The 25,841-nt window shown below is 38.1% G+C and carries 23 protein-coding genes; 10 read left to right on the plus strand and 13 right to left on the minus strand.

Annotated elements, in window-relative coordinates; genetic code table 11:
* Nucleotides 1–177 precede the first annotated feature (177 nt).
* Together APB85_RS17655 and APB85_RS04150 are read left to right on the plus strand one after the other, a co-directional pair.
* Nucleotides 178–597: a DUF2975 domain-containing protein gene (locus APB85_RS17655; RefSeq protein ID WP_373295153.1), complete on the plus strand. Its 420-nt coding sequence runs from the start codon at nucleotides 178–180 to the stop codon at nucleotides 595–597.
* Nucleotides 598–599: 2 nt separating this feature from the next.
* Nucleotides 600–806: a helix-turn-helix domain-containing protein gene (locus tag APB85_RS04150; RefSeq protein WP_057482806.1), complete on the plus strand. Its 207-nt coding sequence runs from the start codon at nucleotides 600–602 to the stop codon at nucleotides 804–806.
* Nucleotides 807–853: 47 nt separating this feature from the next.
* Here APB85_RS04150 and APB85_RS04155 read toward each other — a convergent pair whose 3' ends face one another.
* The 5 genes from APB85_RS04155 to APB85_RS04175 form a co-directional block, all read right to left on the minus strand.
* Complete coding sequence (locus tag APB85_RS04155; protein ID WP_057482805.1) at nucleotides 854–1,147, minus strand: FoF1 ATP synthase subunit delta/epsilon; 294 nt, start codon at nucleotides 1,145–1,147, stop codon at nucleotides 854–856.
* Between the two features lie 76 nt (nucleotides 1,148–1,223).
* Nucleotides 1,224–2,738, minus strand: coding sequence for a F0F1 ATP synthase subunit beta (gene atpD / locus APB85_RS04160; RefSeq protein WP_057482804.1), 1,515 nt, complete (start codon nucleotides 2,736–2,738; stop codon nucleotides 1,224–1,226).
* A 264-nt stretch (nucleotides 2,739–3,002) separates the two neighbouring features.
* Nucleotides 3,003–4,850 carry a glutamine--fructose-6-phosphate transaminase (isomerizing) gene (gene glmS, locus APB85_RS04165; protein ID WP_057482803.1) on the minus strand — a complete coding sequence of 616 codons (1,848 nt, stop codon included), beginning with the start codon at nucleotides 4,848–4,850 and terminating at the stop codon, nucleotides 3,003–3,005.
* A gap of 16 nt (nucleotides 4,851–4,866) precedes the next feature.
* Nucleotides 4,867–6,432 (minus strand): DUF4270 domain-containing protein, encoded by a 1,566-nt coding sequence (locus tag APB85_RS04170; protein ID WP_063870605.1) that lies wholly within the window; start codon nucleotides 6,430–6,432, stop codon nucleotides 4,867–4,869.
* Nucleotides 6,433–6,445: 13 nt separating this feature from the next.
* On the minus strand, nucleotides 6,446–7,258 hold the full coding sequence (locus tag APB85_RS04175) for a glycogen/starch synthase (protein ID WP_057482801.1): 813 nt from the start codon (nucleotides 7,256–7,258) through the stop codon (nucleotides 6,446–6,448).
* Nucleotides 7,259–7,368: 110 nt separating this feature from the next.
* On the opposite strand from APB85_RS04175, the gene panC reads away from it, so the two are divergent.
* The 6 genes from panC to APB85_RS04205 all read left to right on the plus strand — a co-directional run bounded on the left by panC (nucleotide 7,369) and on the right by APB85_RS04205 (nucleotide 13,408).
* On the plus strand, nucleotides 7,369–8,226 hold the full coding sequence (gene panC / locus APB85_RS04180; RefSeq protein ID WP_057482800.1) for a pantoate--beta-alanine ligase: 858 nt from the start codon (nucleotides 7,369–7,371) through the stop codon (nucleotides 8,224–8,226).
* Nucleotides 8,227–8,229: 3 nt separating this feature from the next.
* Nucleotides 8,230–8,580 carry an aspartate 1-decarboxylase gene (gene panD / locus APB85_RS04185; RefSeq protein ID WP_057482799.1) on the plus strand — a complete coding sequence of 117 codons (351 nt, stop codon included), beginning with the start codon at nucleotides 8,230–8,232 and terminating at the stop codon, nucleotides 8,578–8,580.
* Between the two features lie 4 nt (nucleotides 8,581–8,584).
* Complete coding sequence (locus APB85_RS04190) at nucleotides 8,585–9,550, plus strand: lysylphosphatidylglycerol synthase transmembrane domain-containing protein (RefSeq protein WP_057482798.1); 966 nt, start codon at nucleotides 8,585–8,587, stop codon at nucleotides 9,548–9,550.
* Nucleotides 9,551–9,587: 37 nt separating this feature from the next.
* Nucleotides 9,588–10,736 (plus strand): alpha/beta hydrolase, encoded by a 1,149-nt coding sequence (locus APB85_RS04195; RefSeq protein ID WP_057482994.1) that lies wholly within the window; start codon nucleotides 9,588–9,590, stop codon nucleotides 10,734–10,736.
* 19 nt (nucleotides 10,737–10,755) lie between these two features.
* Complete coding sequence (gene radA, locus APB85_RS04200) at nucleotides 10,756–12,120, plus strand: DNA repair protein RadA (RefSeq protein WP_057482797.1); 1,365 nt, start codon at nucleotides 10,756–10,758, stop codon at nucleotides 12,118–12,120.
* 79 nt (nucleotides 12,121–12,199) lie between these two features.
* Nucleotides 12,200–13,408 carry a M23 family metallopeptidase gene (locus APB85_RS04205; RefSeq protein ID WP_063870604.1) on the plus strand — a complete coding sequence of 403 codons (1,209 nt, stop codon included), beginning with the start codon at nucleotides 12,200–12,202 and terminating at the stop codon, nucleotides 13,406–13,408.
* Here APB85_RS04205 and APB85_RS04210 read toward each other — a convergent pair.
* The 7 genes from APB85_RS04210 to APB85_RS04240 form a co-directional block, all read right to left on the minus strand.
* On the minus strand, nucleotides 13,368–14,405 hold the full coding sequence (locus APB85_RS04210; RefSeq protein ID WP_057482796.1) for an NADP(H)-dependent aldo-keto reductase: 1,038 nt from the start codon (nucleotides 14,403–14,405) through the stop codon (nucleotides 13,368–13,370). The two genes, APB85_RS04205 and APB85_RS04210, sit on opposite strands and share 41 nt — an antisense overlap.
* Nucleotides 14,406–14,430: 25 nt before the next feature.
* A complete protein-coding gene (locus APB85_RS04215; protein ID WP_057482795.1) occupies nucleotides 14,431–15,375 on the minus strand; it encodes an OmpA family protein in 945 nt (314 codons plus the stop codon).
* A 121-nt stretch (nucleotides 15,376–15,496) separates the two neighbouring features.
* Nucleotides 15,497–16,267, minus strand: coding sequence for an exodeoxyribonuclease III (locus APB85_RS04220; protein ID WP_057482794.1), 771 nt, complete (start codon nucleotides 16,265–16,267; stop codon nucleotides 15,497–15,499).
* A gap of 52 nt (nucleotides 16,268–16,319) precedes the next feature.
* On the minus strand, nucleotides 16,320–16,859 hold the full coding sequence (locus tag APB85_RS04225) for a DinB family protein (RefSeq protein WP_057482793.1): 540 nt from the start codon (nucleotides 16,857–16,859) through the stop codon (nucleotides 16,320–16,322).
* A 25-nt stretch (nucleotides 16,860–16,884) separates the two neighbouring features.
* A complete protein-coding gene (locus APB85_RS04230) occupies nucleotides 16,885–19,860 on the minus strand; it encodes a GEVED domain-containing protein (protein ID WP_057482792.1) in 2,976 nt (991 codons plus the stop codon).
* A gap of 118 nt (nucleotides 19,861–19,978) precedes the next feature.
* Nucleotides 19,979–21,517, minus strand: a complete 1,539-nt coding sequence (locus APB85_RS04235) for a glycine--tRNA ligase (RefSeq protein ID WP_057482791.1) — start codon at nucleotides 21,515–21,517, stop codon at nucleotides 19,979–19,981.
* Nucleotides 21,518–21,725: 208 nt separating this feature from the next.
* Entirely contained in the window at nucleotides 21,726–22,610 is an 885-nt protein-coding gene (locus tag APB85_RS04240) for a hypothetical protein (protein ID WP_057482790.1), read from the minus strand.
* A gap of 61 nt (nucleotides 22,611–22,671) precedes the next feature.
* On the opposite strand from APB85_RS04240, the gene APB85_RS04245 reads away from it, so the two are divergent.
* The gene (locus APB85_RS04245) at nucleotides 22,672–23,352 is read left to right on the plus strand and encodes a ComF family protein (RefSeq protein ID WP_057482789.1); all 681 of its coding nucleotides are present in this window, start codon (nucleotides 22,672–22,674) and stop codon (nucleotides 23,350–23,352) included.
* 58 nt (nucleotides 23,353–23,410) lie between these two features.
* Nucleotides 23,411–25,024, plus strand: a complete 1,614-nt coding sequence (locus tag APB85_RS04250; RefSeq protein ID WP_057482788.1) for an Ig-like domain-containing protein — start codon at nucleotides 23,411–23,413, stop codon at nucleotides 25,022–25,024.
* On the opposite strand, the gene APB85_RS04255 is transcribed toward APB85_RS04250, so the two are convergent.
* Nucleotides 25,011–25,790: an amidohydrolase gene (locus tag APB85_RS04255; protein ID WP_057482787.1), complete on the minus strand. Its 780-nt coding sequence runs from the start codon at nucleotides 25,788–25,790 to the stop codon at nucleotides 25,011–25,013. The two genes, APB85_RS04250 and APB85_RS04255, sit on opposite strands and share 14 nt — an antisense overlap.
* Nucleotides 25,791–25,841 lie beyond the last annotated feature (51 nt).

A 25,841-nucleotide genomic window follows, 5' to 3' on the forward strand; every position in this document is an offset into this window, starting at 1 on the left:
AATCTATCCTTTTTAAATTATAAAATTATTGTTTTTCAATAATTTAATTTAAGTTTGTTATTGATAAACGATAATTATAATTTTATGAAGCCACCGGTTCTTCTCAAAACTATTTTAGGTATTTGCTTTATTCTTTTAATAATTTCTTACGGAAGTTTGATATTCACTTATGTGGGAATGCTTTTCTTCGACTTTCAATTCCTTATCGAGATCAACAATAATATTACAACAGAATTTACCTGGAAAACCACAATGATTGTTTTAGCCAACGTGATAGTTTCGGGAATTTCCATCTATATAATATATTTACTACGAAAACTTATCAGAAGCTTTTTTAAAGAAGAGATATTTAGTCGACTACAGATATCACTATTTAATCTAATCGGGCAATTAATTGTTCTCTGTACAATCGCTCAGTTTTTCATAGACTTTTTCGCAAACCTAATTTTAGAAAACAGAGCAAAATTAAGTTTCACTATAGATTCAGCCTTTGACTCTTCGCTTTTTATACTAGCCCTAGGTTTATTTTTTATCTATCTTGGAAAGCTTTTTTCGAAATCGAGAGAACTTAAACAAGAAAACGAACTAACCGTTTAGGTATGCCAATTAACATCAACCTGGATAAAATTCTGGACGAACGTGGGATGAAAAGCAATGAACTGGCTGAGAAAATTGGGATTACCACGGCAAATCTTTCCATATTAAAAACAGGAAAAGCAAAAGCGGTTCGATTTTCTACTTTAGAGGCGATTTGCGAAGCTTTAGAATGCCAGCCGGGAGATATTCTAGAATATACCGAAAACTAAAAAAGCCGGGCACTTGCCCGGCTTTTTCTATATTTAATTTCCTAAGATTAATCAGCTAAAATAATAGCTTTATTATCTTTCATTTCTAAAACTCCGCCTTTTATAGTATAATAAAGAATATTACTATTCCCTTTATCTTTCCTAAAATCTTCAGAAAGCTCATCGTCTAATTCCTTATTAGAGGCGGCAAGTTGAATTTTAACTTCCCCTTCAACCAATGTAGAAACTATAGGCGCGTGATTGTTCAGCATTTGGAATTCACCGTCGTTTCCGGGAACTTTTACTGCATCAACATCAGCTTTAAAAACTACAGCTTCAGGAGTTACTATTTCTAAGTACATATTTTTTAGTTTGCGTTTACAATTTTCAGCAAAATATTTACTGAATACTGCTCACTGACCACTGTTTACTTTTTAATTAGTCTTCTTCAGCCAACATTTTCTCTCCGGCCTCGATCGCATCCTCTATAGTCCCTTTAAGGTTAAAGGCAGATTCTGGAAGATGATCTAATTCTCCACCCATAATCATATTAAATCCTTTAATGGTATCTTTAATATCAACCAAAACTCCTTTTAAACCGGTAAACTGCTCGGCCACGTGGAAAGGTTGAGAAAGGAAACGTTGCACACGTCTTGCCCGAGATACAGCAAGCTTATCTTCTTCAGAAAGCTCTTCCATACCAAGAATAGCAATAATATCCTGCAACTCTTTATAACGCTGTAAAAGCTCTTTTACTCGTTGTGCACACTTATAATGATCGTCACCTAAAATATCGGCAGTAAGAATTCTTGAAGTAGATTCTAATGGATCTACTGCAGGATAAATACCAAGCTCAGCAATTTTACGTGAAAGTACCGTTGTTGCATCCAGGTGGGCAAATGTTGTTGCCGGTGCCGGGTCAGTAAGGTCATCTGCAGGTACGTAAACCGCCTGTACAGATGTAATAGATCCGTTTTTAGTTGAAGTAATACGCTCCTGCATCGCCCCCATCTCTGTTGCCAAAGTTGGTTGGTAACCTACCGCAGATGGCATACGTCCAAGAAGTGCAGATACCTCTGAACCTGCCTGAGTAAAACGGAAAATGTTATCTACGAAGAAAAGAACGTCTTTCCCCTGGCCTTCTCCAGCTCCATCACGGAAATATTCCGCAATTGTAAGTCCAGAAAGTGCTACTCGAGCACGTGCTCCAGGTGGTTCGTTCATTTGCCCGAAAACGAAAGTTGCTTTAGAATCTAACATAGCAGTTTTATCTACTTTTTTAAGATCCCAACCGCCTTCTTCCATAGATTCAGAAAAAGCGTCTCCATATTTTATAATACCAGATTCAAGCATTTCTCGAAGAAGGTCATTTCCTTCACGAGTGCGCTCTCCTACTCCGGCAAATACCGAAAGACCACCGTGGCCTTTAGCGATATTGTTAATTAATTCCTGAATAAGTACGGTTTTACCAACACCAGCACCACCAAAAAGACCAATTTTACCACCTTTTGCATAAGGCTCAATAAGGTCAATTACTTTAATCCCGGTAAATAAAACTTCTGTAGAAACAGATAGGTCTTCAAATTTTGGTGCTTCCCTGTGGATAGACATTCCATCTTTTCCGGCCTTAGGCAGATTCCCAAGCCCGTCAATAGCATCTCCTACTACGTTAAACAAACGGCCATATACATCTTTACCAATTGGCATTTGTATAGGCGCCCCTGTTGCTACCACTTCAACTCCACGGCTTAAACCATCAGTAGAATCCATAGAAACGGTTCTTACTGTTTCTTCACCAATGTGTGATTGCACCTCTAAAACTAAAATGGAACCATCTTTTCTGGTGATTTCCAAAGAATCGTAGATTTTTGGCAATTCAGCATTCTCTGAGTCGAACACAACATCAACTACAGGGCCAATAATTTGGGCAACTTTACCTGTTACTTTAGACATTATTTAATTCTTTAATGTTTTCGTATTTAAAATATCTGAAAAACTCAATGTTATAATTCACAATGTGTTAAAATCATACAAAGGTATTTTCAGGCTGCAAAGATAGTTTTTTCTAAATAAAATCATACCTCTCTTAAAATAACTTTTTTGAAGCTTATTAAAGCTGGCAAAAATTCATCTAAAAGTATTATTTTAAAAAGAAAAAATCCCTTTTGAAAAACTTCAAAAGGGATCTTTGTAATCTTAATTATTTATTCTGAAAGTTTACTCAACCGTAACAGATTTCGCCAAATTCCTTGGTTGATCTACATTCTTCCCAAGCAATACCGCAATATGGTATGACAATAACTGAAGCGGAATAGTTGTTAGAAGCGGCGTTAGCGGCTCTAAAGTTTCTGGCACTTCGATCACGTGATCGGCAAGATCTCTCACTTCTTCATCACCTTCAGTAACAATAGCGATGATTTTACCTTTTCTAGATTTAATTTCCTGAATGTTACTCACTACTTTTTCGTAATGGCCTCTCTTGGTTGCAATAACCACCACCGGCATTTCTTCATCGATAAGCGCAATTGGACCGTGTTTCATCTCGGCAGCAGGATAACCCTCAGCGTGAATATAGGAAATCTCTTTAAGTTTAAGCGCTCCTTCTAAAGCTACCGGGAAGTTAAACCCTCTACCTAAATAAAGGCAGTTCCTGGCATCTTTATAAATATCGGCAATCATTTTTATATGTTCATCACCTTTTAATGCTTTCTCTATTTTTGCAGGAATACGCTCCATTTCCTGCAAATAGGTCATAAACTCTGTATGAGAGATCGTCCCGTTTTGTTTTGCAAGTTTAAGAGCCATTAAAGTAAGCACCGTAATTTGAGTAGTAAAGGCTTTTGTTGAAGCCACCCCAATTTCAGGCCCGGCGTGAGTATAAGCACCCGCATGAGTTTCTCTTGAGATTGAAGAACCAACCACATTACAAACTCCAAAAGCAAAAGCTCCTTTTTCTTTAGCCAATTTTATAGCCGCCATGGTATCGGCAGTTTCTCCACTCTGGGAGATAGCTATAATTACATCTTTTTCTGAAATAATAGGATTACGATACCTAAACTCTGAAGCATATTCTACTTCAACAGGAATTCTCGCAAGCTCCTCAAAAATATATTCAGCAACCAAACCGGCGTGCCAGCTGGTTCCACAAGCAACAATAAGAATTCGTTTTGCATTGGCAATACGCTCCAGGTTATCGTCTACCCCGGCCATTCTAATTAAACCTTCGTCGGCCAACATTCTACCGCGATAAGTATCTTTAATTGCAGTAGGTTGTTCGTGAATCTCCTTAAGCATAAAATGCTCATATCCACCTTTTTCAATTTGCTCAAGATTAAGCTGAAGCTCCTGAATATAAGGATCTACCAAAGTATCATCCTGAATTTTCCTAACCCTAACTTCTTTACCTCTTCGCACCACTGCCATTTCACCATCTTCCAGGTAAATTGCATTGTTGGTGTATTCTATAAACGGAGATGCATCTGAAGCGATAAAGAATTCATCTTCTCCAACGCCAATAGCTAAAGGGCTACCTAAACGCGCTACTACGATCTCGTCTGGCTTGGTTTTATTGTAAACCGCGATCGCATATGCCCCAACAGTTTGATTCAAAGCAATTTGAACTGCTTTCCCAAGTTTAACACCTTCGTTAATAATTACATCTTCTATAAGATTTACTAAAACTTCAGTATCGGTATCACTTTCAAAAGTATAACCACGAGTTTTCAGCTCTTTTTTAAGTGCATCGTAATTTTCGATAATTCCATTGTGAATTATTACAATATCACCAGAATTAGAATAATGAGGGTGACTGTTTACATCGTTTGGAACCCCGTGGGTTGCCCAACGTGTATGACCAATCGCCACATTCCCGTTGGTAGTAATAGTATTTTCAAGTTTCTCTTTTAGATCAGCAACTTTACCCTGTGTTTTACACATTTTGAGTTCATTACCGTCATAAAGGGCAATCCCTGCACTATCATATCCACGATATTCAAGTCTCTGGAGTCCTTTAAGGACAACGGGATATGCATCCCTATGCCCAATATATCCTACAATTCCGCACATAGTATATTGGTATTATTTAATTAATCTCTGTATAATAAATTCTAAGCTTTAATCGCTTTTCTTCGTCATTTGAAAGGTTTCCGTGCAAAACGGTTCCTTGCGGGGTCACCACACCCATTACGGGATAAAACTCTACATCTTCAGTATTTCTAACAGCCGCATTATTGGTAATGTTTATATTTTGCGTAACAGCCAAACCTAACCTTACATTTTCGGTTTCATTTTCAATAATATTATTAACGTGCTGAGTTACATTTAGTTTATAACGTATTCCATTGCCATCTTCATCTCTTTCTAAAGGAGTGGAGAAGGAAGAAAGTGAGGTAGCCGGATTATTCTCATTCCCGTCCTGAACAAAATTCAAAGCGAAATTATAATCGGCAATAATTCTATTATTATCTAAATCGTAAAGATAAATTCGTGTTGGTTCATTAATTTCACTAGCGAAATCCTGATCTACATAAAAGCTAAGATTAGCTTCATTAATAAGCCAGTTGTTTTCTCTAAAAGCCTCTATTTGCGCTTCACTTTCAAAAAGTTCTACAATAGTCATAGTGCCTTCCCCTCCATTAAGGAAAAGTTTTTCTGCACCGGTATCTTCGTTCGATTCCTCAATAGCCTGTAACACATCTCCAGGATATTCTCCTTCAAATGTATTTACAATAGTGCTTCCAAAATTCAATTGGTAGTTTCTGGGGCTTCTTACTGTTTCAGTGCCACCATTATCTGTACTTGTTTCAACCTCGGTGGTATAAAAAAGCTCTATCCCGGCATCTGAATCCTGCAGATTAAAGAAGATCATTGTACCATCCTCTGCCGTTGGTTCAGCTTTAATGAACATTCCGCGTAAGTAATTTTTAAAATTATTGTTATTACTAAGTACGCTGGAACCTTCTTTCGCTATAATTTTCTCCTGAAAATAATCTACCGGAAGTTTAACTCTTAAAGCAGGCCCTGAAGTAATCGTGTCCTGCTGACCTTCTGCATTTTCTTCATAAGAAACAATAGCTCTTGGCGAGGGTATAAAATTATCATTTTCATAAATCACATCCCCAACAAGGTTTTGCTCAAATAGGTCTTGTTGGTCTGAATAATATTTTTGGCGTTCCTGAAAATCTGCTTCAGGATCCAGATCATTTAGATAATAATTAGATTCCTGTACAGAGATTTTAATTGGGGTATTTCCATAAATCGAATCTAAAACGTACTCTATATTTCCGTCTGTATCTAATTCTCCTTCTGTACTAAAGTAAGGAATGGTTAACACCACGCTATCAAGCTCTGGCTCCACCCCAAAAGTAGGATTATTGGTAGGCAAAGAAACTTGGCTAAGTATACTTGCCGTAGTTTGTCCGTAAATTGGGTGATTAAAAACACCCAGCAAATGGTTACCCAAATTATTTGTTTGTACTGAATTGATCTTTTTACTGTAAGCAGTTACCTCAACTTCCTCTAATTCAAGATTACTCGGGTTTTCGATAATTTCACCGCCAACGGTACTATACTCATCATCACATGCCACAAAAGCAAAAACAACAACAAGTAAAGTTGCTGTTTTATACATCATTCTCATTAAATTCATTCGATAAAAATTTCTATTCAGATAAAACTTCGTTAGTATAAAAATCCTGATAAGCCTGGCTAAACTCCTCCCTGTTTTTATAAGGAAGTAGCGGCTTATTAAGCCTACTTAGGTATTTAGAAAGATCTTCCGGAATATTTTCACCTGCGGTGATTATCGCATCTGAATGATCTGCTGCAAGCTTCATTAAATTAACAAAGTTTGGGGTTTTCAGATGTTTTATATCTTCTTTTTCCATCCCATCATACAATACCTTTTCCTGCATATCTTCATCTAACGTTCCTTCGAAGTCTTGATTGTATACAGAAGTAACAATTTTCGCGCCACTAAATAACGGCTCGTTACCATAGTATCTTCTAAGGTATAGCGGAAGCAAGGATGCCAGCCAGCCGTGAACGTGAATAATATCGGGCGACCAGTTTAATTTCTTAACGGTTTCTATTACACCTTTTGCAAAAAAGATAGCCCGTTCGTCATTATCTTCAAACAAATTACCTTCTTCATCGGTAAGGGTAGCTTTTCTTTTAAAATAATCTTCGTTATCTATAAAGTAAACCTGCATTCTTTCCTTCGGAATAGAAGCCACTTTTATAATTAATGGCATATCCAGGTCATTAATCACCAAATTCATCCCTGAAAGTCTTATCACTTCGTGAAGTTGATGGCGACGTTCGTTGATATTACCAAACCGAGGCATAAAAATTCTGATTTGCCCTCCAATATTGTTTACCATTTTTGCGGCTTCAAAAGACGTGGATGATATTTCGGTTTCGGGTAGGTAAGGAATAACTTCAGATGATACGTATAATATCCTCTTATCTTTCATAAATTGATGGCTTTAATTGCGATTGCGAACAAAAAACACGCAAAATTACAAAAATTTATGCAGATTGCTAGTAATATATTAAGTTTGCACGCTGTTAATTTTATAATAAAATGCAGGTTTTCAAAGAAAAAACCCCTTTACAAGAGGCGATTAAAGCCGCAAAATCTAAAGCTGAAACCATTGGTTTGGTCCCCACTATGGGCGCCTTACATCAGGGTCACTTATCATTGGTAAAACAGGCTTTGGAAGTCTGTGACCGGGTGATTATCAGCATTTTTGTCAATCCCACTCAATTTGACAATCCCAAGGATCTGGAAAAATATCCGCGTACTTTACCGGAAGACATTAAACTCCTGGAAGAGGCCAGTTCAAACCTGTGGGTTTTTGCTCCTACCGCTAACGAGTTATACGGTGATAATATAAGTTCTGAGCAGTTTAATTTTGACGGTTTAGAGCAAGTGATGGAAGGAAAACACCGAAAAGGACATTTTGACGGGGTAGGAACCATCGTAAAAAGATTGTTCGAAATAATTACTCCTCACAAAGCTTTTTTTGGTGAAAAAGATTTCCAACAGTTACAAATTGTAAGGAAATTAATCGAAAAAACAGGGCTTCCGGTAGAAATAATAGGTTGCCCCATTTTACGAGAAGATAATGGTTTAGCAAGAAGTTCCAGGAATGAAAGGTTAAATACAAATGAGCGGGAAAAAGCTTCTTTTATTTATCAAACCCTGCTTAAGGTCAAAGAATTATTTGGCACAAAAAGTGCAGAATATATCCACAACTGGGTAAAAGAGCAATTCACAAATCATCCTGTTTTAAAACTGGAATATTTTGAGATTGCTGATACCCGAACATTAGAAAAAATTAACCGAAAAAGAAAAGGCAATACCTACCGTGCATTTATCGCAGCCTATGTTGACGATATTAGGCTTATAGACAACATTGCCCTAAATAACGAGGAATAAACTATGCAAGTTCACGTAGTAAAATCTAAAATTCACAGAGTAAAAGTTACAGGTGCCGATCTTAATTACATTGGAAGTATTACCATAGATGAAGATCTTATGGAAGCTGCCAATATAATTGAGGGTGAAAAAGTTCAAATTGTTAACAACAATAATGGTGAACGTTTAGAAACTTATGTAATCCCTGGACCAAGAAACACGGGTGAGATCACTTTAAACGGTGCTGCCGCCAGGAAAGTAGCTAAAGGTGATATTTTAATCCTAATCGCTTATGCTATTATGGATTTTGAAGAAGCCAAAGCTTTTAAACCTTCGCTGGTTTTCCCAAACGAAGAAACCAATCTTTTGAGCTAGTTAATTGAACAAGAGAATAGTCAAAATACTTAAAATCATACTCCCATTATTATTGGGAGTTTTTTTAGTTTGGTATTCTCTAAACAGCGCCACTCCAGAAGAACGGGAAGAATTATGGCTAAATATTTTAAATGCCAACCCGTGGTTTCTATTACTTTCCATGATTTTTGGTGGGCTTTCCCACCTTTCACGTGCATACCGGTGGAAGTTTATGCTAGAGCCTATGGGCTATAAACCCAGATTACCTAACAGTTTTATGGCTGTAATGGCCGGCTACCTGGCAAATTTCGGGATTCCACGATCGGGAGAAGTTTTGCGCGCAGCCAGTCTTTCTTCCTACGAAAAGATTCCTTTTGAAAAAGCTTTTGGAACCATTATTTCTGAAAGAATTGCCGATGTAGTGGTTATGCTAAGCATTACCGCATTTACACTATTGCTGCAAACCGAATATTTACTGGCTTATTTCAATACTCATGACATTAATCCTTTAACCAGTTTTGGGATACTAGTAGCCTTACTATTAGTAGGCATTTTGGCGCTTCAGTTTATTAAAAGATCCCAGCTTTCCTTTTTGGTTCGAATCAAAAAAATGGCGCGCGGACTTTTAGAAGGAATGCGCAGTATATTCAGAATGAAACAAAAATGGGCATTTATCTTCCATACTTTGTTTATCTGGTTAATGTACATTTTAATGTTTTACGTAATTATTTTTGCAGTACCGGGAATGGAAAACACCGAATTTTCTGTGATTATGGCAGCATTTGTAGTTGGTTCTTTTGCAATTTCGGCCACAAATGGCGGAATTGGCGTTTATCCTGTTGCAATTGGCGCTATTCTGGTTGTTTTCGGAATCTCTAAGCAAACCGGCGAAGCTTTTGGCTGGATTACCTGGGGCACTCAAACCTTACTGGTACTGCTCCTGGGCGGACTTTCCTTCATATTTCTTCCTATTTTCAACCGTCAGAAATAATCTATATCTTGTGTTGGTTAAACAAAACCCAACACCTATGATTAAAAAATTACTAATTTTTGTGCTGCTAGTGGCGCCGCTACTAAGCTCAGCACAAACTCTTTATGAAACGATCTCTTCCGAAAAACTCGGCGAAACAAGAGAAATCAAGATTCAATTACCACGAAATTACGACGAGAACACCGAAAAGACTTATCCGGTTATTCTTGTACTCGATGGAGATTATCTTTTTGAGCCTGTGGCTGGCAATGTAGATTATTACTCTTACTGGGAAGATGCCCCCGAAATGATTGTGGTAGGCATCAACCAAAGCAAATCCCGTATGGATGATGCCTACTATGAAGAACGCAATTTCCTGCCGGCAGATAAAGGCGCGGCCTTTTTTGAATTTTTGGGAATGGAACTCTTGCAGCACCTGGATAATAAATACAGAACTGCAGATTTTAGAGTAATTGCAGGGCATGATTACACAGCAAATTTCATTAATTACTATCTCTTAAAAACAGATCCAATTTTTGATGGTTATATTAATCTAAGCCCAGACCTGGCACCACCAATGGCCGATCGTATTAGCAATGCACTTCGAAAGGCTGAGACCAAAAAATGGCTTTACCTGGCTACCGGTACAGATGATATTCCGCAGTTAAAAAAAGGAATTGAAGACTTAAACTCTCAACTTACCGCGGTGGAAAACGAGCTTGTAACCTACGAGTACGATAATTTTGAAAACGCCACCCATTATTCCCTGGTTGGAAAAGCAATTCCGGCTGCTTTAGAGAGCATGTTTAGCGTTTACAGGCCAATAAGCCAGAAAGATTACAATGAGCTTTTATTACAAACCTCTGTTTCCTCAGTCGATTTTTTAACCGATAAATATGAAAGCATTAACGAGCTTTTTGGGATTCAGAAGAAAATAAGGATAAGCGATTTTATGGCCGTTCATAATGCGATTGAAAAAACAAGACGCTGGGACGATTATAAAGGTTTAAGCGATTTAGCTTATGAAAATTACCCGGGCACTATGCTAGGCACTTATTTTGAAGCCCGCTATGAAGAAGAAACCGGCAATCCTAAAAAAGCAATGCGTACCTACCAAAATGCCTACGGACAGGAAAAAATCGCATTTCTAAATACCGATTTTATGCTGGCTAAAGCCGATGCAATTAAAAAAGATTTCGGTTATTAGCGGGAAAAATTAAAGCTAAATGGCCAAGGTTAAATCAACGTTTTATTGCCAGAATTGTGGGAGTCAATATTCTAAATGGCAGGGCAAATGCAGCTCTTGCGGCGAATGGAACACCATTGCCGAAGAAATTGTAGAAAAACCTGACAAAAAAGACTGGAAATCTCCTAGCGAAAGGGAAGCAAAACGAACTGCCAAACCTTTAAAAATAGCTGAAATTGAAAACAGCCCCCAAAATCGATGGAATACCGGTAATAATGAACTGGACCGGGTTTTAGGCGGCGGACTTGTACCTGGATCGCTCACCCTACTGGGCGGTGAACCGGGCATAGGAAAAAGTACACTTCTCCTTCAAATTTCACTTCAATTAAACTACAAAGTTTTATACGTTTCGGGCGAAGAAAGTCAGCAGCAAATAAAAATGCGCGCAGAACGCATCAATCCAGTAGCTGCCAATTGTTATATTCTTACCGAAACCAAAACCCAAAATATCTTCAGGCAAATTGAAGCTATTGAGCCCGAAGTAATTATTATAGACTCTATACAAACCCTACACAGCGATTATATTGAAAGTGCACCGGGTAGTATTTCGCAAATTAGAGAGTGCACCGCAGAACTCATTAAATTCGCTAAAGAAACTAACACTCCTGTTATTTTAATTGGCCATATCACCAAAGAAGGAAGCATTGCCGGCCCAAAAGTGCTAGAGCATATGGTTGACACCGTTTTGCAGTTTGAAGGCGATAGAAACCACGTATATCGAATTCTTAGAGCTCATAAAAACCGTTTTGGTTCTACCCACGAGCTAGGAATCTACGAAATGCAAGGCAGCGGCTTACGAGAAGTAAGCAATCCTTCTGAAATTTTGATTTCCAAGAATGATGAAGACCTTAGCGGAACAGCAATTTCAGCGACTCTAGAGGGAATGCGACCGCTTATGATAGAAATACAGGCCCTGGTGAGTACGGCAGTTTATGGAACTCCACAACGTTCCGCCACCGGTTACAATGTAAAAAGACTGAATATGCTTTTGGCGGTTCTAGAAAAACGAGCCGGTTTTAGATTAGGCGCCAAAGATGTTTTCCTAAATATTACGGGAGGAATTAGTGTAGACGATCCTGCGATAGACCTGGCTGTAATCGCTGCGATCTTATCTTCCAATGAAGACATCTCTATTCCAAAAGATATCTGTTTTGCTGCCGAAGTTGGCCTTGCTGGTGAAATTAGGCCTGTGACCCGCGTGGAACAGCGCATTATTGAAGCCGAAAAACTTGGTTTTGCTTCAATCCTGGTTTCCAAGCAAAGCAAGATCCCAAAAAGCAACTTCAATATTAATGTGGTGAAAGTGGCAAAAATTGAAGATGTGGTAAGCCATTTGTTTGGGTAATTTGGAAACTGAAAGGTTTAATAACCAGCTTCTTAATCTGGCATAATTACTGCTCTAAATTGCACGGAAACGCAAGACTATGAAGCAAATCAAAATTTTAAGCTTATTCTTAATTTTAATAATTTCGGGATGTTCACAAGTAAATAAAGCAGCCGATTTTATCACCAATCCTACTGCCAAAGAAAAATATAAGCGTGATTTTAAAGTTTCAGATGAATTATTCTCCATTTGGGAGAATTCTGTAGAAATCGCTTTTCAGGATAGTGTAAGTGTAAACCTTCCTTACGCCGAAACCGGTAAATTCTTTCCTAGAAATTTCTCAGTATATTCTTATGAAATTGAGCTTCAACCGGGAGAAGTTTTTAATGTAGAAGTCGAAACCGACTCTATAAGACGATTGGTTTTTATTGAACTTTTTGAAAAAACTAGTGATTCTACAAACCTATTTGAAAAAGTCAAATCTTCAGATTTCCAAAAGAAGAATTTAAGCTTTGAAGCCGATAAAAAAGCAAACTACAAATTAGTCATCCAACCTGAAATAGAAGCCTATACAGCATTTACAATTAAAATGGAGAAAAATCCAGCTTATTTATTTCCAGTAGCTTCCGGAGTTAACGCAAGTGTACAAAGCTATTGGGGAGACAATCGCGATGGTGGCGCAAGAAGCCACGAAGGTATCGATATTTTTTCAAAAAGAGGAACGCCTGTCGTAGCTGCCACAAGTGGTAGTATTGGCTACACCGGTGAAAAAGGCCTTGGCGGCAAACAGGTTTGGCTACGAGACCGCAAACGCAATCAGTCACTTTATTATGCGCATTTAGATAGTATTGCAAATGTTAGCGGAAATGTAAAAAGAGGGGATACTTTAGGTTTTGTGGGCAATACGGGAAATGCCAGGACTACGCCGCCACACCTGCATTTTGGTATTTACAAAAGTTACCGCGGTGCGATAAATCCCTTGCATTTTGTTTATCAAACCAATGTATTGGAAACCGAACCTGAGAAATTGGATAGTATTCCACACAAATTGATCGTACAGAATAGCAAAGCCAATCTTAGGAATAAGCCAACAACTTCAAATTCAAAGATTTTAAGTACGTCTGAATCACAGGACACCCTTCAATTTCTAGGAAAAACCAACGAATGGTTTCACGTTAGAAACCCTGAGAACAAAGCCTCCTTTATCCATCAAAGTTTGGTTACACCAAATAGCCCCCTAACCCCCAAAGGGGGAATTAATCAGATTTTTATGGCGCAGGATTGGGATAAGTTTCGTGAACTTTGTTGATCTCCTCCAGAACTTCTTTGGAAAGATCTACATCTATACTTCCAATATTTTCCTCTAACTGTTTTATAGAGGTTGCGCCAATAATATTACTGGTCACAAAAGGTCGTGTATTCACAAAAGCCAGTGACATTTGTGCAAAATTCAAATTATGCTTTTTAGCGATCTCGCTATAAGCACGTGTAGCTTTTACTGCTACATCTCCGGAATACCTCTTATACTGTGAGAATAACCCCAATCTTGAATTTGGCTCAATCCCATCTAAATGTTTTCCGCTTAAAGTTCCCATTCCTAATGGGGAATAAGGAAATAAACCTACATTTTCACGATGAAGCACTTCGGTAAGGCCTACTTCGTCTTTTCTATTCAGTAAATTATATGGGTTTTGCACCGTGACCATTTTTGGAAGATCGTGCTTTCTGCTTTCTTCCAGAAAACGCATTAGTCCGTATGGAGTTTCATTTGAAAGGCCCACCTGCCTAATTTTCCCTTCTTTTACGAAATCGCTTAAAGTTTCCAATACTTCCTGGAAATTTTCTTCCCAGGCTTCATTTTCATCGTGTTCATAACTTAATTTTCCAAAGAAATTGGTATTTCTTTCCGGCCAGTGAAGTTGGTAAAGATCTATATAATCTGTTTGTAATCTTTTTAAACTCTTGTGCAAAGCATCGGTTACTGCTTCCTTAGAAAAACCAAGGTTATCCCTAATATGATCCATGGCATTTCCAGGGCCTACTACTTTAGAAGCCAACACGACTTCTTCCCTTTTTCCCGATTTTTTAAACCAGGAACCAATAATTTCTTCAGTACTTCCCTGGGTTTCTGCTTTTCCCGGTATAGAATACATTTCTGCCGTATCCAGGAAATTTACCCCTTTATCTAAAGCAAAATCTATTTGTTCATGACCATCGGCTTCGGTGTTTTGTTCACCGTAAGTCATGGTGCCAAGGCATATTTTACTAACTTTTATATCGGTATTAGGGAGCGTTGTATATTTCATTAATTTTTCTTCAGCAATTATTATTTTATTCGTTCAGCAATTTAGTTACCTCATCTAACTTTGGTGTTAAAATCACCTCAATTCTTCTATTTTTTGCCCTTCCTTCAGCAGTTTCGTTGGTAGCGATGGGAGCATATTCTCCACGCCCGGCCGCAGTTAAATTCTGAGGATCTATGTTATTGTTTTCCTTTAAAATTTGCACTATAGAAGTTGCTCTCTTGGTAGAAAGATCCCAGTTATCGTTTAATGGGCCGCTACCGCCGTAAGGAACATTATCCGTGTGACCTTCAATTAAAACCGCGATATCCGGATTTTCTGCCAACACCTGCCCTAACTGTTTTACGGCCTGTCTACCTTCAGCATTTACCGCCCAGCTACCAGAGCTAAACAACAATTTATTTTCCATAGAAACGTAAACTTTGCCATCACGCTGTTCTACGGTTAAACCTTTGCCTTCAAAATTTGTAAGTGCCTTAGAAATAGCATCCTTTAAAGCATTCATTTTAGCATCTTTGGCGGCAATTAATTCTTCCAGCTCGTTTACTCGTCTAGATCGTGCGTCTAAATCGCGCTGCAACTTATCTAACCTGGCTTGTTCTTTTACCAGCGCCTGTTCTTTTTCTTCTAATTCAGCTAGTAATTGGCGATTTTGCCGTGAATTTTCTGAAATTGCCGCAGAACTGTTTTCTTCCAGGGCATCGTAAGAATCTTTAAGGGTAGCGTAATTTTTCCTGGAGCTTTCTAATTCATCTTTTAAACGATCTCTTTCAGTTGTGGCATCAGCGTAATCTTTTTTTAATGCTGAATATTCTTCATCCAGATCTCGATATTTTTCGAGTTCAGATTGTGTATTTCGGTTCTCCCGTTTTAAATCGGCGTGCCTGCCTTCAAGTTCCTGGTATTTTTTAGAGGACACGCAGGAAGTCAGCATAAAAACCGCTGAGAATGCTAAAACAAGTATTTTTTTCATTTTTATAATTTTAAATTCAAATATCTTCTATTTTACCGTCATTGCGGGCCCGATAATAATTGGAAGAAGCAATCTAGAGATTAGTGGAGATTACTTCACTCCGTTCGTAATGACGTCCTTTCTAAAAATCAGACTCCAATTCTACCAAAACAGGACAATGATCACTGTGTTTGGCCTCGGGTAATATAACGGCGCGTTTCAATTTTTCTTGTAAAGGTTGAGCTACGAGATTATAATCTATACGCCAGCCTTTATTATTGGCCCTCGCATTCGCACGATAACTCCACCACGAATAATTATCGCCTTCTTCATTAAAATGCCTAAAGGAATCTATAAAGCCACTTTTCATAAAATCGTCTATCCACTTTCGTTCTTCCGGCAGGAATCCCGATACGTTTTTAAGCCGAACAGGATCGTGAATATCAATAGCTTCGTGACAAATATTATAATCCCCACAAATAACTAGATTTGGCAAATCCTGTTTTATTTCGTCTATATATTGCTGAAAATCATCCATAAACTTAAATTTATGTTCCAAGCGCGCAATATTAGTCCCCGATGGCAAATACAAACTTATGATAGAAAAGCCTTCAAAATCGGCACGAATGGTCCGGCCTTCCTGATCCATATAATCTATCCCGGTACCATATTCTATATGCAAAGGTTTGTGCTTGCTTAAGATCGCAACGCCACTGTAACCTTTCTTTTGCGCAGGATACCAGTAATGATATGGATAACCTGAATCTTTAAAATCGTCCAGGTTTAATTGTTCTGGCTGCGCTTTTATTTCCTGGAGACAAACCACATCTGGATCTGCCTGTTGCACCCAATCTAAAAAGCCTTTTCTAATGGCAGCTCTAATTCCGTTTACGTTATAGGAAATGATTTTCATGAAAGTCAATTTTCCTCAAAAATAAGGTTAAATGCAAGATTTACAAGTTGGATTATTGAATTTCCAGCAGTCTTTTGGCTTGTTGAAAATGTCGCTCTTCATGTGCAAGAATAATCTTAAAGGCAGCATCGAGCTTATATACAATCTTAGGATTTGCAGGCGAAGAGATTACCGCGTTTTTCTCTAAAAGATCTTCTGATTCTAAAATCTTTTGTTTTAATTTCTCCTGGTGCTCGGTAAACCTGGCCAGAATATCTTCGGAATCCCTATATTCTGAAGGTTTCCAAATGGAAAATGTTTTTGTCTTTTTAGTGGTTTCAGGCTGAACCGATTTTAAAATGGTTCTTCCGAAAAAATTCACTAAAAACCCGAATTTGGCGGTAAATGCACTTTTATGATCTTTATGCCGAAGCCTATCTATCATTGGAAAGTAAGACTGATTGATCAAAATAAGGTGCTCTAAGTTTTGTGCAATACTCCAGGTATCAGCATCAGGTTTCCGGTGAATTTCACGCTCGGTTAGACTCCCAAAAGTTTTTGTAAACTTATGGGTAAGTTCATCTAACCGGTGTAAAAATTCTTCCGTATACATTTCAAAACTATAAATGCGACAACTACTATTCTACAATAAAGCGCTTTACTTTCCCAACTTCCCGGGTTCCCATTCTTACCAGGTAAACTCCCCTTGTGGCGTAAGACATGTCTAGTTCGTACACATAGCCGCTACCCGAATTTTCCACCTGATTTTCCAACATTTTTTGTCCTAAAATGTTGTGAACCGTAATTCTTAAGGTCTCCTCATAATCGGTTTCCATCACAATTCTAAACTGTTTATTTTCTTCGGAAACCACTACAAGTTCAGCTTCATTTAGAATGAAATCTTCAATATCTAAAGTAGAATCGGTAATATTCACGGAATAATCGTGGGTTGTACCATAATCCATTACCTCACACGGATTGTTGAGATCACCTTCAAAATCTACGTCTCCCGCCCTAATTCTTAGTAAATGCTGGCCTAAAGATGCATCGCCTGGAATACTGAAGTTTGTAGAATGCCATTCTCCCGCCGTAGGAATGATTTCTGAAGTGATTAAGCGTTCATCATCTCCAAATACAGCATCATCATTTAGATCTATCCACATAGAAAATCGTTCGGCATCGGTATCGGTTAAGTCTCCAAATAAAGATTGCACAGAAACGGTAAATTCACTCTGCGAACGATCTAAATTAGCCGAAAGTCCAATAAAATCAGCGTAACCATTTCCGCAGGGAATACGCTCGTTAAGTACATTTTCAAGTTCGAAGAAGAAAATCCCATCCCCAAAACTACAATCAGATCCTTCTGGAATACAATCTAAATTTGCAACCGATCTCACCGTAGTATCGTTGTTAGGTTCAAAATCGTTCTCCAGCCTGGTACCGCCGGTAATTCTATAAGTTCCGGAAGGTGAAATATCTGAAGTTTCATTAAAAGTATACACTTCTAAACCACCAACAGGCAAGTTGCCGTTAAAAACTTCCCTTACCGGAGTGTTATTTCCTATTTGATAAAAAACAGGGATATCCTGTTGTGGCTCGCCTCCAAAGTTTTCGATACTTATCGTTATTTCTTCTGAAGAACTAAAATTCTCCCCGGTTCTTGGCGCATCAATAGAAGTAACTCCCACATCGTTAGGCGGTAAATTTCTAACTGAGGTAAGCAACGTATCGTTTTCTTCATTTTCATCGGCTTCCAAATTCGTGCTAAAAATGAATTCATAAGTTCGCCCAACTTCTGAAAGATCGGCGTTTTCAGAGAAGGTAAATTCAGCCGAACTTGTTGCCGCAATGCTTTCTTCAAAAGTTTCGGTTACTTCTGGCCCACCATCTATGCTATAACTTACTTCAAAATTAGATTGAGCATTCCGCCCATAATTTCTTATTCTAATCGTAATTTCTTCATTTGCACCCAAACTGGAATCCTCGGGACTAATCAAAGAAACAATGCCAAGATCATTATCAAAATCTGGAGCGATCTTAAAAACTCCTACATGATTTTTTCTTTCCTGACCAACAAAATATTCACCATTATGCCAAAACGTAAGTCCGTCAGCGGCATCTACACTTAAATGTGCGTAATCGCCATACCTCGAATTAGGATTAGGACTTTCTCCTTCAATAATACTTTGCTCTTCTATGGTCATTATTCCGGGTTCATCATTTCGATACCTTCCAGTATAACGTAAAGAGGGAAAAACTGGGTTTTGAGGATTATCGTTTAAAACGGTGTATCCAAGAGCAATATTTCCTTCTTTATCCATGCCAATACTTCCACTAAATCTATCGCTATTATCGGGGGCATAAGTTCCTTCCTGGAAAACACTCCAGGGGCCACCATCGTTTTGTTGCCTAAGCTCATACCAACGTATTCCCGCATGTTCTGCCGCGCTGGGGTCTACATCTACCACAAAATTCATTACTACGGCATTGTAATTTGGAAACTTCCTATAAGTGGTCATATACATCATCGTGGCTTGTAACACATCAATTTCAGGAGTATCGCTACCGGGCTGAGAGAGGTTTGAAAAGGAGCCTCCATCAAAAGTGGCAAGAAAAGGAGAAACACCATCGGCGGCTCCCAGTTCCTGAGATTCGGAAATTGTAGAATTTGAGGGATTGTTCCAGTCTACATTAATTAGCCAAAGTTTTAAATGATCTTCATTTACACCTGCCCAGGAATCGTCTTGAAGATAAACTATTGGGGAATTCCCTCTTGGGGGCAATTCCTGCCCGATTCCTGAAAAGCCTGCAGGGCTGTAAAAACCGTTTGTTTCTATTCCGGGTAGCGGAAAAGACATAATTTGAGCAGTCTCCCCTATTAGCATTTGATCTCTTTCTAAAGCATAAATCACCTGACTTGTTGCGGCTGTTCTGGAATTTTTATTGGTAGTAATATAATAACCATCTCCCCAAACCGAAATTTTAGGATAATCTGGCAACACACCATTCGTGGTAAAACGATAGGTATACCAACCATCGTTAATAGGATCTGGACCCTGCGATACTGCGATCAAGAAACTTTCAGGGGTATCGCTAAACTGTGAAATTATAAACCTATCGGCGAATTCATCATAAAGAATAATAGGATCGCCAAGGGTTTCATTTGTAAATTCACCTCCAATACTTGCTAAAGAAGCAGGTTGCATAATTTGATTCCCCGATTTATCGAAAATTGAAAAGGCCGAATTCCAACCATTTACATAATGATTAGGCCCCGCAGCTCCCGTTGGATCTGTGGGTGTAGCTTGTGTAGAAACCGCTTCAAAAGTAAAATTAGGAGCTTTCACCGGGATTTCCCCCATTTTTTGTTGCACAGCCTCTGTTTTGATCTTTGGTAAACCTTTTCCGGGTACGATTTTATTAATTCCGCGATTTCTGGGGTTATATATTTTGAATTCTTTTTCTGGCTGAATTAGTTTTCTTTTAGACATTGCAGAAGAAGGAACCGCGCTGGCAGAATCTATATAGACAGGGCTGGCGGTCTCCCGCTCCTGACTAAAAACTACAGCATGAAAACCAAAAAATAAAACTAATAGGATTGTAATTTTTTTCATTTTGAAATGACTTCTTCTTTTACTTTCTAAAAATAATGATTCTATGCTTATCAAAAACAAAAGGAGCGATTAAGTTGATTAACCGCTCCTTTTCGTAATTTTAAAAAACACTTTTTATTTATTTTTTCATCCAGGTTTTAAAATCTACTTCCTGTTGAATAAGTGTTTTAAGTTCTGTAATATCTACGCGCTTTTGCTCCATAGAATCCCTAAAACGCACCGTCACTTTTTTATCTTCAAGTGAGTCGTGATCCACGGTAATACAAAGCGGAGTTCCCGCGGCATCCTGGCGACGATATCTACGGCCAATCGCATCTTTTTCGTCATACTGAACTCTAAAATCCCATTTTAATTCTTCTATAATTTCGTGCGCAAGCTCTGGCAAACCATCTTTTTTAACTAACGGAAGAACCGCGGCTTTAGTTGGTGCAAGAACAGCCGGTAGTTTTAGAACCGTTCTGCTGGTGCCGCCTTCCAGCTCTTCCTCTTTTAATGAAGCCGAAAAAACCGCTAAAAACATTCTATCTAAACCAATAGAAGTTTCAATTACATACGGCACATAATTTTCTTTCATTTCAGGGTCATAGAAACGCAGTTTCTTTCCTGAATGCTCTTCGTGTGCTTTTAAATCGAAATCTGTTCTTGAATGAATTCCTTCTAATTCTTTAAATCCGAATGGGAAATTAAATTCTATATCTGTAGCGGCATTCGCATAATGCGCCATTTTCTCATGATCGTGAAAACGGTAATTTTCTTCACCCAAACCTAAAGAAGCGTGCCACTTCTGGCGGGTTTCTTTCCAGTGCTCAAACCATTTTAATTCTTCACCGGGACGCACAAAAAATTGCATCTCCATTTGCTCAAATTCCCTTTGACGGAAGATAAACTGTCTCGCTACAATTTCATTTCTGAAAGCTTTTCCTATTTGTGCAATTCCAAAAGGAATCTTCATCCTTCCGGTTTTTTGCACGTTAGAAAAGTTCACAAAAATTCCCTGCGCAGTTTCAGGCCTTAAATATAAATCTGTGGCCGAATCGGCTGATGCTCCAAGTTTAGTTCCGAACATTAGGTTAAATTGCTTAACGTCGGTCCAGTTCTTAGAACCGCTTTCAGGACAGGCAATTCCCAACTCTTCAATTAACGCTTTTACATCGGCTAGATTCTCATCGGTAAGTGATTTGGCAAGGCGCTCAAGAATTTCTTTCTCCTCCTTTTTATACCGAAGCACCCTTGGGTTGGTTGTTACAAACTCTTCTTCATTAAACTTATCACCAAAACGTTTTTTCGCCTTTGCAATTTCCTTCTGCGCTTTTTGATTGATCTTTTCAGCATAATCTTCCACCAAAACATCGGCGCGATAACGCTTTTTAGAATCTTTGTTATCAATTAAAGGATCATTAAATGCATCTACGTGGCCAGAAGCCTTCCAGGTGGTTGGATGCATTAAGATTGCCGCATCTAAACCTACGATGTTCTGGTGCAGTTGCACCATACTTTTCCACCAGTAATCTTTGATGTTTTTCTTTAATTCGGCCCCGTTTTGCCCGTAATCATAAACGGCACTAAGTCCGTCGTATATTTCACTCGATGCAAAAATATACCCATACTCTTTAGCATGGGATATTACATTTTTAAAAAAGTCTTCTTGTTTTGCCATAGCGCAAAAATAAAAAAACCGCCCTGATAAACAGCAGGGCGGCCTTTGATTTTTAGGTTTTAATCCGGAATATTCATCAATTTCAATACTTACCTTTGTAATGACAAAGTTTCACTAACATTTTTAATATTAAAAATGAAGTTCAGCTAAGTCGGAATTAACCGCTTTAATTGCATTTTTACTTTATTTCAAGAATAGTGGCGGTTAATTATCTTAGGTTAAAAGAGGCCGTTCCCAATAAAGTTGCATTTGCATAAACATATACTTTATAGGTGCCTTCAAGTAATTTATCTTCGTTAGTATTAGCCAGTAAACAAACATCAAGTTCGTTATTCTCGTAGTAAACTTTTGAAGCCGCACTGTAAACCATTGCTCCACCTTCGTGTTCTACCACAATCTCGTCACCTACCAGTTCATTTTCAGGATTATAAACCTGTACGTACATATCTCTTTCTCCAGGACCGGCAAGATCGTTGGCTGTAATGGTAAAGCAGGTTCTCACCTGGTCTATTCTTCGAGTACGGTCGTTTTCTACTAATTTCCCGCTATTTCTAACAATCACACCTTCTCCTCTTAGATTGGTGATTTTTAACTGGGCTGCACGATCTACCTTATTAGAAAGATCCTGGTTTGTAGTTTGTAGAGAATCAGATATACGAGTACGTTCCTCTAAAACTACATTCGTACTGTCTAAAGTTTGAGACATCATTTGGTTTTGACGGTTCAAACTATCTACCACTCTAAACAAACGCTCTTTTTCAGCCTTCAGGTTTCCAATTTCACGACGATAGCGTGAGATCAATACCAGGTTAGCTTCATTATCTTCAACCGAATCCAGTAGACGTTCAATTCTATTCCTTGCATCTACAAGGTTCTGATCCATAATTTGATTTTCCTCAATGGCTTCATCGTATTTCACGATCAAATCATTAAGCTCATCTTCAATCACCTCTTTTTCTTTGGTAAGGATGGCCTTATTTTCTTTCTCTTCGTTATAGAATTTAATTGTATAAATACCCAGGGCCAGTAAGGCCACGGCTAAAACTCCCGTTAAGATCTTAAGCGCGGTGTTATTTTTCTTTTCGGTCATCATATAAATAAATTTTGTTTGTAAATTTAGGAGTTTATTAAGGCAAACTGCAAGGACTTAACAAATGTTTCACGATTTAGCCAACCTGTTCTATCCTAAGATCTGTAATTGTTGTGACAGCCCATTATTAAAAGCCGAACAAGTAATTTGCACTTCCTGTTTGCACCAACTCCCGGCTACTAATTATCACTTTGATAACGAGAACACCACCAAAAAAGTATTTGATGCACGATTAAGCATTGAAAATGCTACTTCTTTGCTATATTTTAGAAAGAAAGGAATAGTGCAAAATCTTATCCATAACCTTAAATATAAAAAGCAGGAAGAAGTTGGTGATTTCCTGGGAAACTGGCTTGGGGAAGAATTAATTACACATCAGGGTTTTAAAGCTGTTGATTGTGTCATTCCGGTTCCGCTTCATTCTCAGAAACTAAAGAAAAGAGGTTTTAACCAGGTTACAGAATTTGGAAAAGAACTCGCAAAAAAATTAGATGCCGAATTTATTGAAAACGTGCTGGTAAAGAAATCGACTTCCAGAACCCAAACATTTAAAAAACGCCTGAGTAGATGGGGCAGTATTGACGCTACATTTATGGTAGAAAACGCTGAAAAATTAGAAAACAAACACCTTCTACTAGTAGACGATCTCGTTACTACCGGCGCAACCCTGGAAGCATGCGGAACCAAACTTCTAAAAATTAAAAACACGAAATTAAGTATTGCTACGATGGCAATTACAGACTGATAGCCGCGTTAAAACCTAAAATAATTGTTTCTTTGTCTTTAGATTTCATTTTTTTATTATGCTGAAACGAATTCCCGGAATTTTAATAGTTGCTGCGCTGGTTTTGCTATGTGTACAATGTGCCAAAAAAGGAATGCCAGAAGGTGGCCCTGAAGATGAAGAACCACCAAAATTTATTAGAGCAAATCCTGAAAATTACAATACGAATTTCAATGCAGATGAAATAAGGATCTTTTTCAACGAGTACATAAAATTGGAAGATGCCCGGCAGCAAATAGTAATTTCACCGCCAATAGAACCACGCCCCAGCATCTTGCCAATGGGCTCGGCGCGTAAAGATGTGCGTATACAAAACCTGGATTCGCTTCAGGAAAACACCACTTATACCATTAATTTTGGGAAAAGTATTGTAGATAATAATGAAGGCAATCCGCTACCCTATTTCAAATACGTATTCTCTACCGGGGATTACCTGGATTCCTTAAAAATTTCAGGAACAATAAAAGATGCGTATCAAAAAGCCCCTTCAGAATTTATTTCGATTTTTTTATATGAAGTAGATTCTACTTTTTCAGATTCATTAGTTTATAAAGAAACGCCCAGATACATTACCTATACTTTAGACAGTACCGTAAATTTTGAGCTCGAAAATCTTAAGGAAGGTACTTATCAAATACTTGCTGTTGAAGACAAAAACGACAATTATAATTTTAACCCAAAGACCGAAAAAATAGGGTTTATAAAAAACTATATCACGCTTCCCACAGATTCCACTTACAACATTACTATTTTTAAAGAGCATTTAGATTTTGAAGCGGAACGTCCAAAATTGTTAAAAGGAAATCAGATACTTTTTGGTTACGAAGGCTCTAAAGGAATAGATAGTGTAGAAATTAATCTGCTAACTCCAAAACCGGAAGGCTTCCAGTCCCGAATTGTAAAAGATCGCAAAACTGATACGCTATACTATTGGTATAATATTAGACCAGAAAATGACAGTCTTTCTTTTGAAGTGGTAAGTCCAAAACGCCGTGATACCTTATTCACAAAGATAGCAGAAGCTGAACGGGATTCTCTTCAAATTACTTCAGAACCCACGGGATCTATAGAGTTTGAACAAAGTTATCGCTTACGAGCAAATACCCCAATTACCGGTTTTGATAGGGACTTGATTAGCATAAGGGATAGAGATTCTACTTTAGTACCTTTTAATGCTGAAATGCGTAGTCTGGAGAATGAAATCGTAATTTCTTTTGATAAAGAAGAAAGTAGTAAATACCAGGTAATGACCTTGCCCGGCGCGGTAACCGATCTTTTTGGGGAGACCAACGATACGATTAGAAATACACTTAGCACCAAATCTTATGCAGATTACGGGAGTATTATTTTAACACTCCAAAATGTTGACAGATTCCCGATTGTAGTCCAACTTACTAACGAAAAAGGTGAAGTTCAACAAGAAAAATATTCAACCGGCGAGAGTAATTTTCATTTCCGATTCCTGAAACCGGGAAAACACCTCATTAGGGTGATTTTTGATGAAAATGAAAATAGAAAATGGGATACCGGAGATTATCTTAAAAGAATACAACCCGAGGAAATTCAGTATTACCGCGATACCATAGAAGTAAGATCTAACTGGGATATGCCAGAGACTTTTACTTTAGACTAAATTCATCGCGATCCTGAAGAAACTTGAAATGACTTCGGGTTTCTTCCAGTTGCTTTTTATCCAGGGAAATTTCCTTTACAAAAGGTTCTTCCCTATCCAACTCGGTCATATTCTGGCCTAAACCATCGTATACAGAGGTATGCCCATTATATTCGGCTTTATTTCCATCTTTTCCGGTTCGGTTTACGCCAATGCAGTAACTCATATTTTCTATTGCGCGGGCTTTTAAAAGTACATCCCAGGCAAAAACCCGTTTCTTTGGCCAATTGGCAACATATATTAACAGGTCGTAATCTTCGGTATTCCTTGAAAAAACCGGGAATCGAAGGTCGTAGCATACTAACGGACAAATCTTCCAACCCTTATATTCCAAGACCAATCTTTCTTTTCCGGCGGTATAGGTTTTATGTTCATTGGCCAAAGTAAAAGTGTGGCGCTTATCATAGATTTTATAAGTTCCGTCAGGAAAAACAAAGAAAAGCCTGTTGTAATAATTATCATTTTCGGTAATGATAAGGCTTCCGGTTACCGCTGCATCTTTCAGTTTTGCCATTTCACGCATCCACTGTAAACTTAAACCATCGGTTTGTTCGGCCAGTCTTTCAGCATTCATGCTAAAACCGGTAGTGAACATTTCGGGCAGGATAATTAGATCTACATCTTCAGAAAGTGCTTTGATTTCTTTTGAAAAAAGACTTCTATTTTCCTGCGGATCTTCCCACTTTAAATTTGCCTGTATTATCGCGGTATTTAGTTTTTGTGCCATACCCAAAATTACCAAATTTTAAATTTCTGCTGCTAAATCCTTGTTAAACAA

Origin of the sequence: Salegentibacter mishustinae (assembly GCF_002900095.1) — a bacterium.
GTDB lineage: Bacteria > Bacteroidota > Bacteroidia > Flavobacteriales > Flavobacteriaceae > Salegentibacter > Salegentibacter mishustinae.

What these genes read in the sequence shown, in the direction of transcription:
- APB85_RS04225 (WP_057482793.1), bottom strand. Translation starts at nt 16,859, where the DNA reads ATGTATACGGAAGAATTTTTACACCGGTTAGATGAACTTACCCATAAG.
- panD (WP_057482799.1), top strand. Translation starts at nt 8,230, where the DNA reads ATGCAAGTTCACGTAGTAAAATCTAAAATTCACAGAGTAAAAGTTACA.
- APB85_RS04210 (WP_057482796.1), bottom strand. Translation starts at nt 14,405, where the DNA reads ATGAAATATACAACGCTCCCTAATACCGATATAAAAGTTAGTAAAATA.
- panC (WP_057482800.1), top strand. Translation starts at nt 7,369, where the DNA reads ATGCAGGTTTTCAAAGAAAAAACCCCTTTACAAGAGGCGATTAAAGCC.
- APB85_RS04220 (WP_057482794.1), bottom strand. Translation starts at nt 16,267, where the DNA reads ATGAAAATCATTTCCTATAACGTAAACGGAATTAGAGCTGCCATTAGA.
- APB85_RS04170 (WP_063870605.1), bottom strand. Translation starts at nt 6,432, where the DNA reads ATGAATTTAATGAGAATGATGTATAAAACAGCAACTTTACTTGTTGTT.
- radA (WP_057482797.1), top strand. Translation starts at nt 10,756, where the DNA reads ATGGCCAAGGTTAAATCAACGTTTTATTGCCAGAATTGTGGGAGTCAA.
- APB85_RS04175 (WP_057482801.1), bottom strand. Translation starts at nt 7,258, where the DNA reads ATGAAAGATAAGAGGATATTATACGTATCATCTGAAGTTATTCCTTAC.
- APB85_RS04155 (WP_057482805.1), bottom strand. Translation starts at nt 1,147, where the DNA reads ATGTACTTAGAAATAGTAACTCCTGAAGCTGTAGTTTTTAAAGCTGAT.
- glmS (WP_057482803.1), bottom strand. Translation starts at nt 4,850, where the DNA reads ATGTGCGGAATTGTAGGATATATTGGGCATAGGGATGCATATCCCGTT.
- APB85_RS04250 (WP_057482788.1), top strand. Translation starts at nt 23,411, where the DNA reads ATGCTGAAACGAATTCCCGGAATTTTAATAGTTGCTGCGCTGGTTTTG.
- APB85_RS04230 (WP_057482792.1), bottom strand. Translation starts at nt 19,860, where the DNA reads ATGAAAAAAATTACAATCCTATTAGTTTTATTTTTTGGTTTTCATGCT.
- APB85_RS04245 (WP_057482789.1), top strand. Translation starts at nt 22,672, where the DNA reads ATGTTTCACGATTTAGCCAACCTGTTCTATCCTAAGATCTGTAATTGT.
- APB85_RS04215 (WP_057482795.1), bottom strand. Translation starts at nt 15,375, where the DNA reads ATGAAAAAAATACTTGTTTTAGCATTCTCAGCGGTTTTTATGCTGACT.
- APB85_RS04150 (WP_057482806.1), top strand. Translation starts at nt 600, where the DNA reads ATGCCAATTAACATCAACCTGGATAAAATTCTGGACGAACGTGGGATG.
- APB85_RS17655 (WP_373295153.1), top strand. Translation starts at nt 178, where the DNA reads ATGCTTTTCTTCGACTTTCAATTCCTTATCGAGATCAACAATAATATT.
- APB85_RS04240 (WP_057482790.1), bottom strand. Translation starts at nt 22,610, where the DNA reads ATGATGACCGAAAAGAAAAATAACACCGCGCTTAAGATCTTAACGGGA.
- APB85_RS04235 (WP_057482791.1), bottom strand. Translation starts at nt 21,517, where the DNA reads ATGGCAAAACAAGAAGACTTTTTTAAAAATGTAATATCCCATGCTAAA.
- APB85_RS04205 (WP_063870604.1), top strand. Translation starts at nt 12,200, where the DNA reads ATGAAGCAAATCAAAATTTTAAGCTTATTCTTAATTTTAATAATTTCG.
- APB85_RS04195 (WP_057482994.1), top strand. Translation starts at nt 9,588, where the DNA reads ATGATTAAAAAATTACTAATTTTTGTGCTGCTAGTGGCGCCGCTACTA.
- APB85_RS04255 (WP_057482787.1), bottom strand. Translation starts at nt 25,790, where the DNA reads ATGGCACAAAAACTAAATACCGCGATAATACAGGCAAATTTAAAGTGG.
- atpD (WP_057482804.1), bottom strand. Translation starts at nt 2,738, where the DNA reads ATGTCTAAAGTAACAGGTAAAGTTGCCCAAATTATTGGCCCTGTAGTT.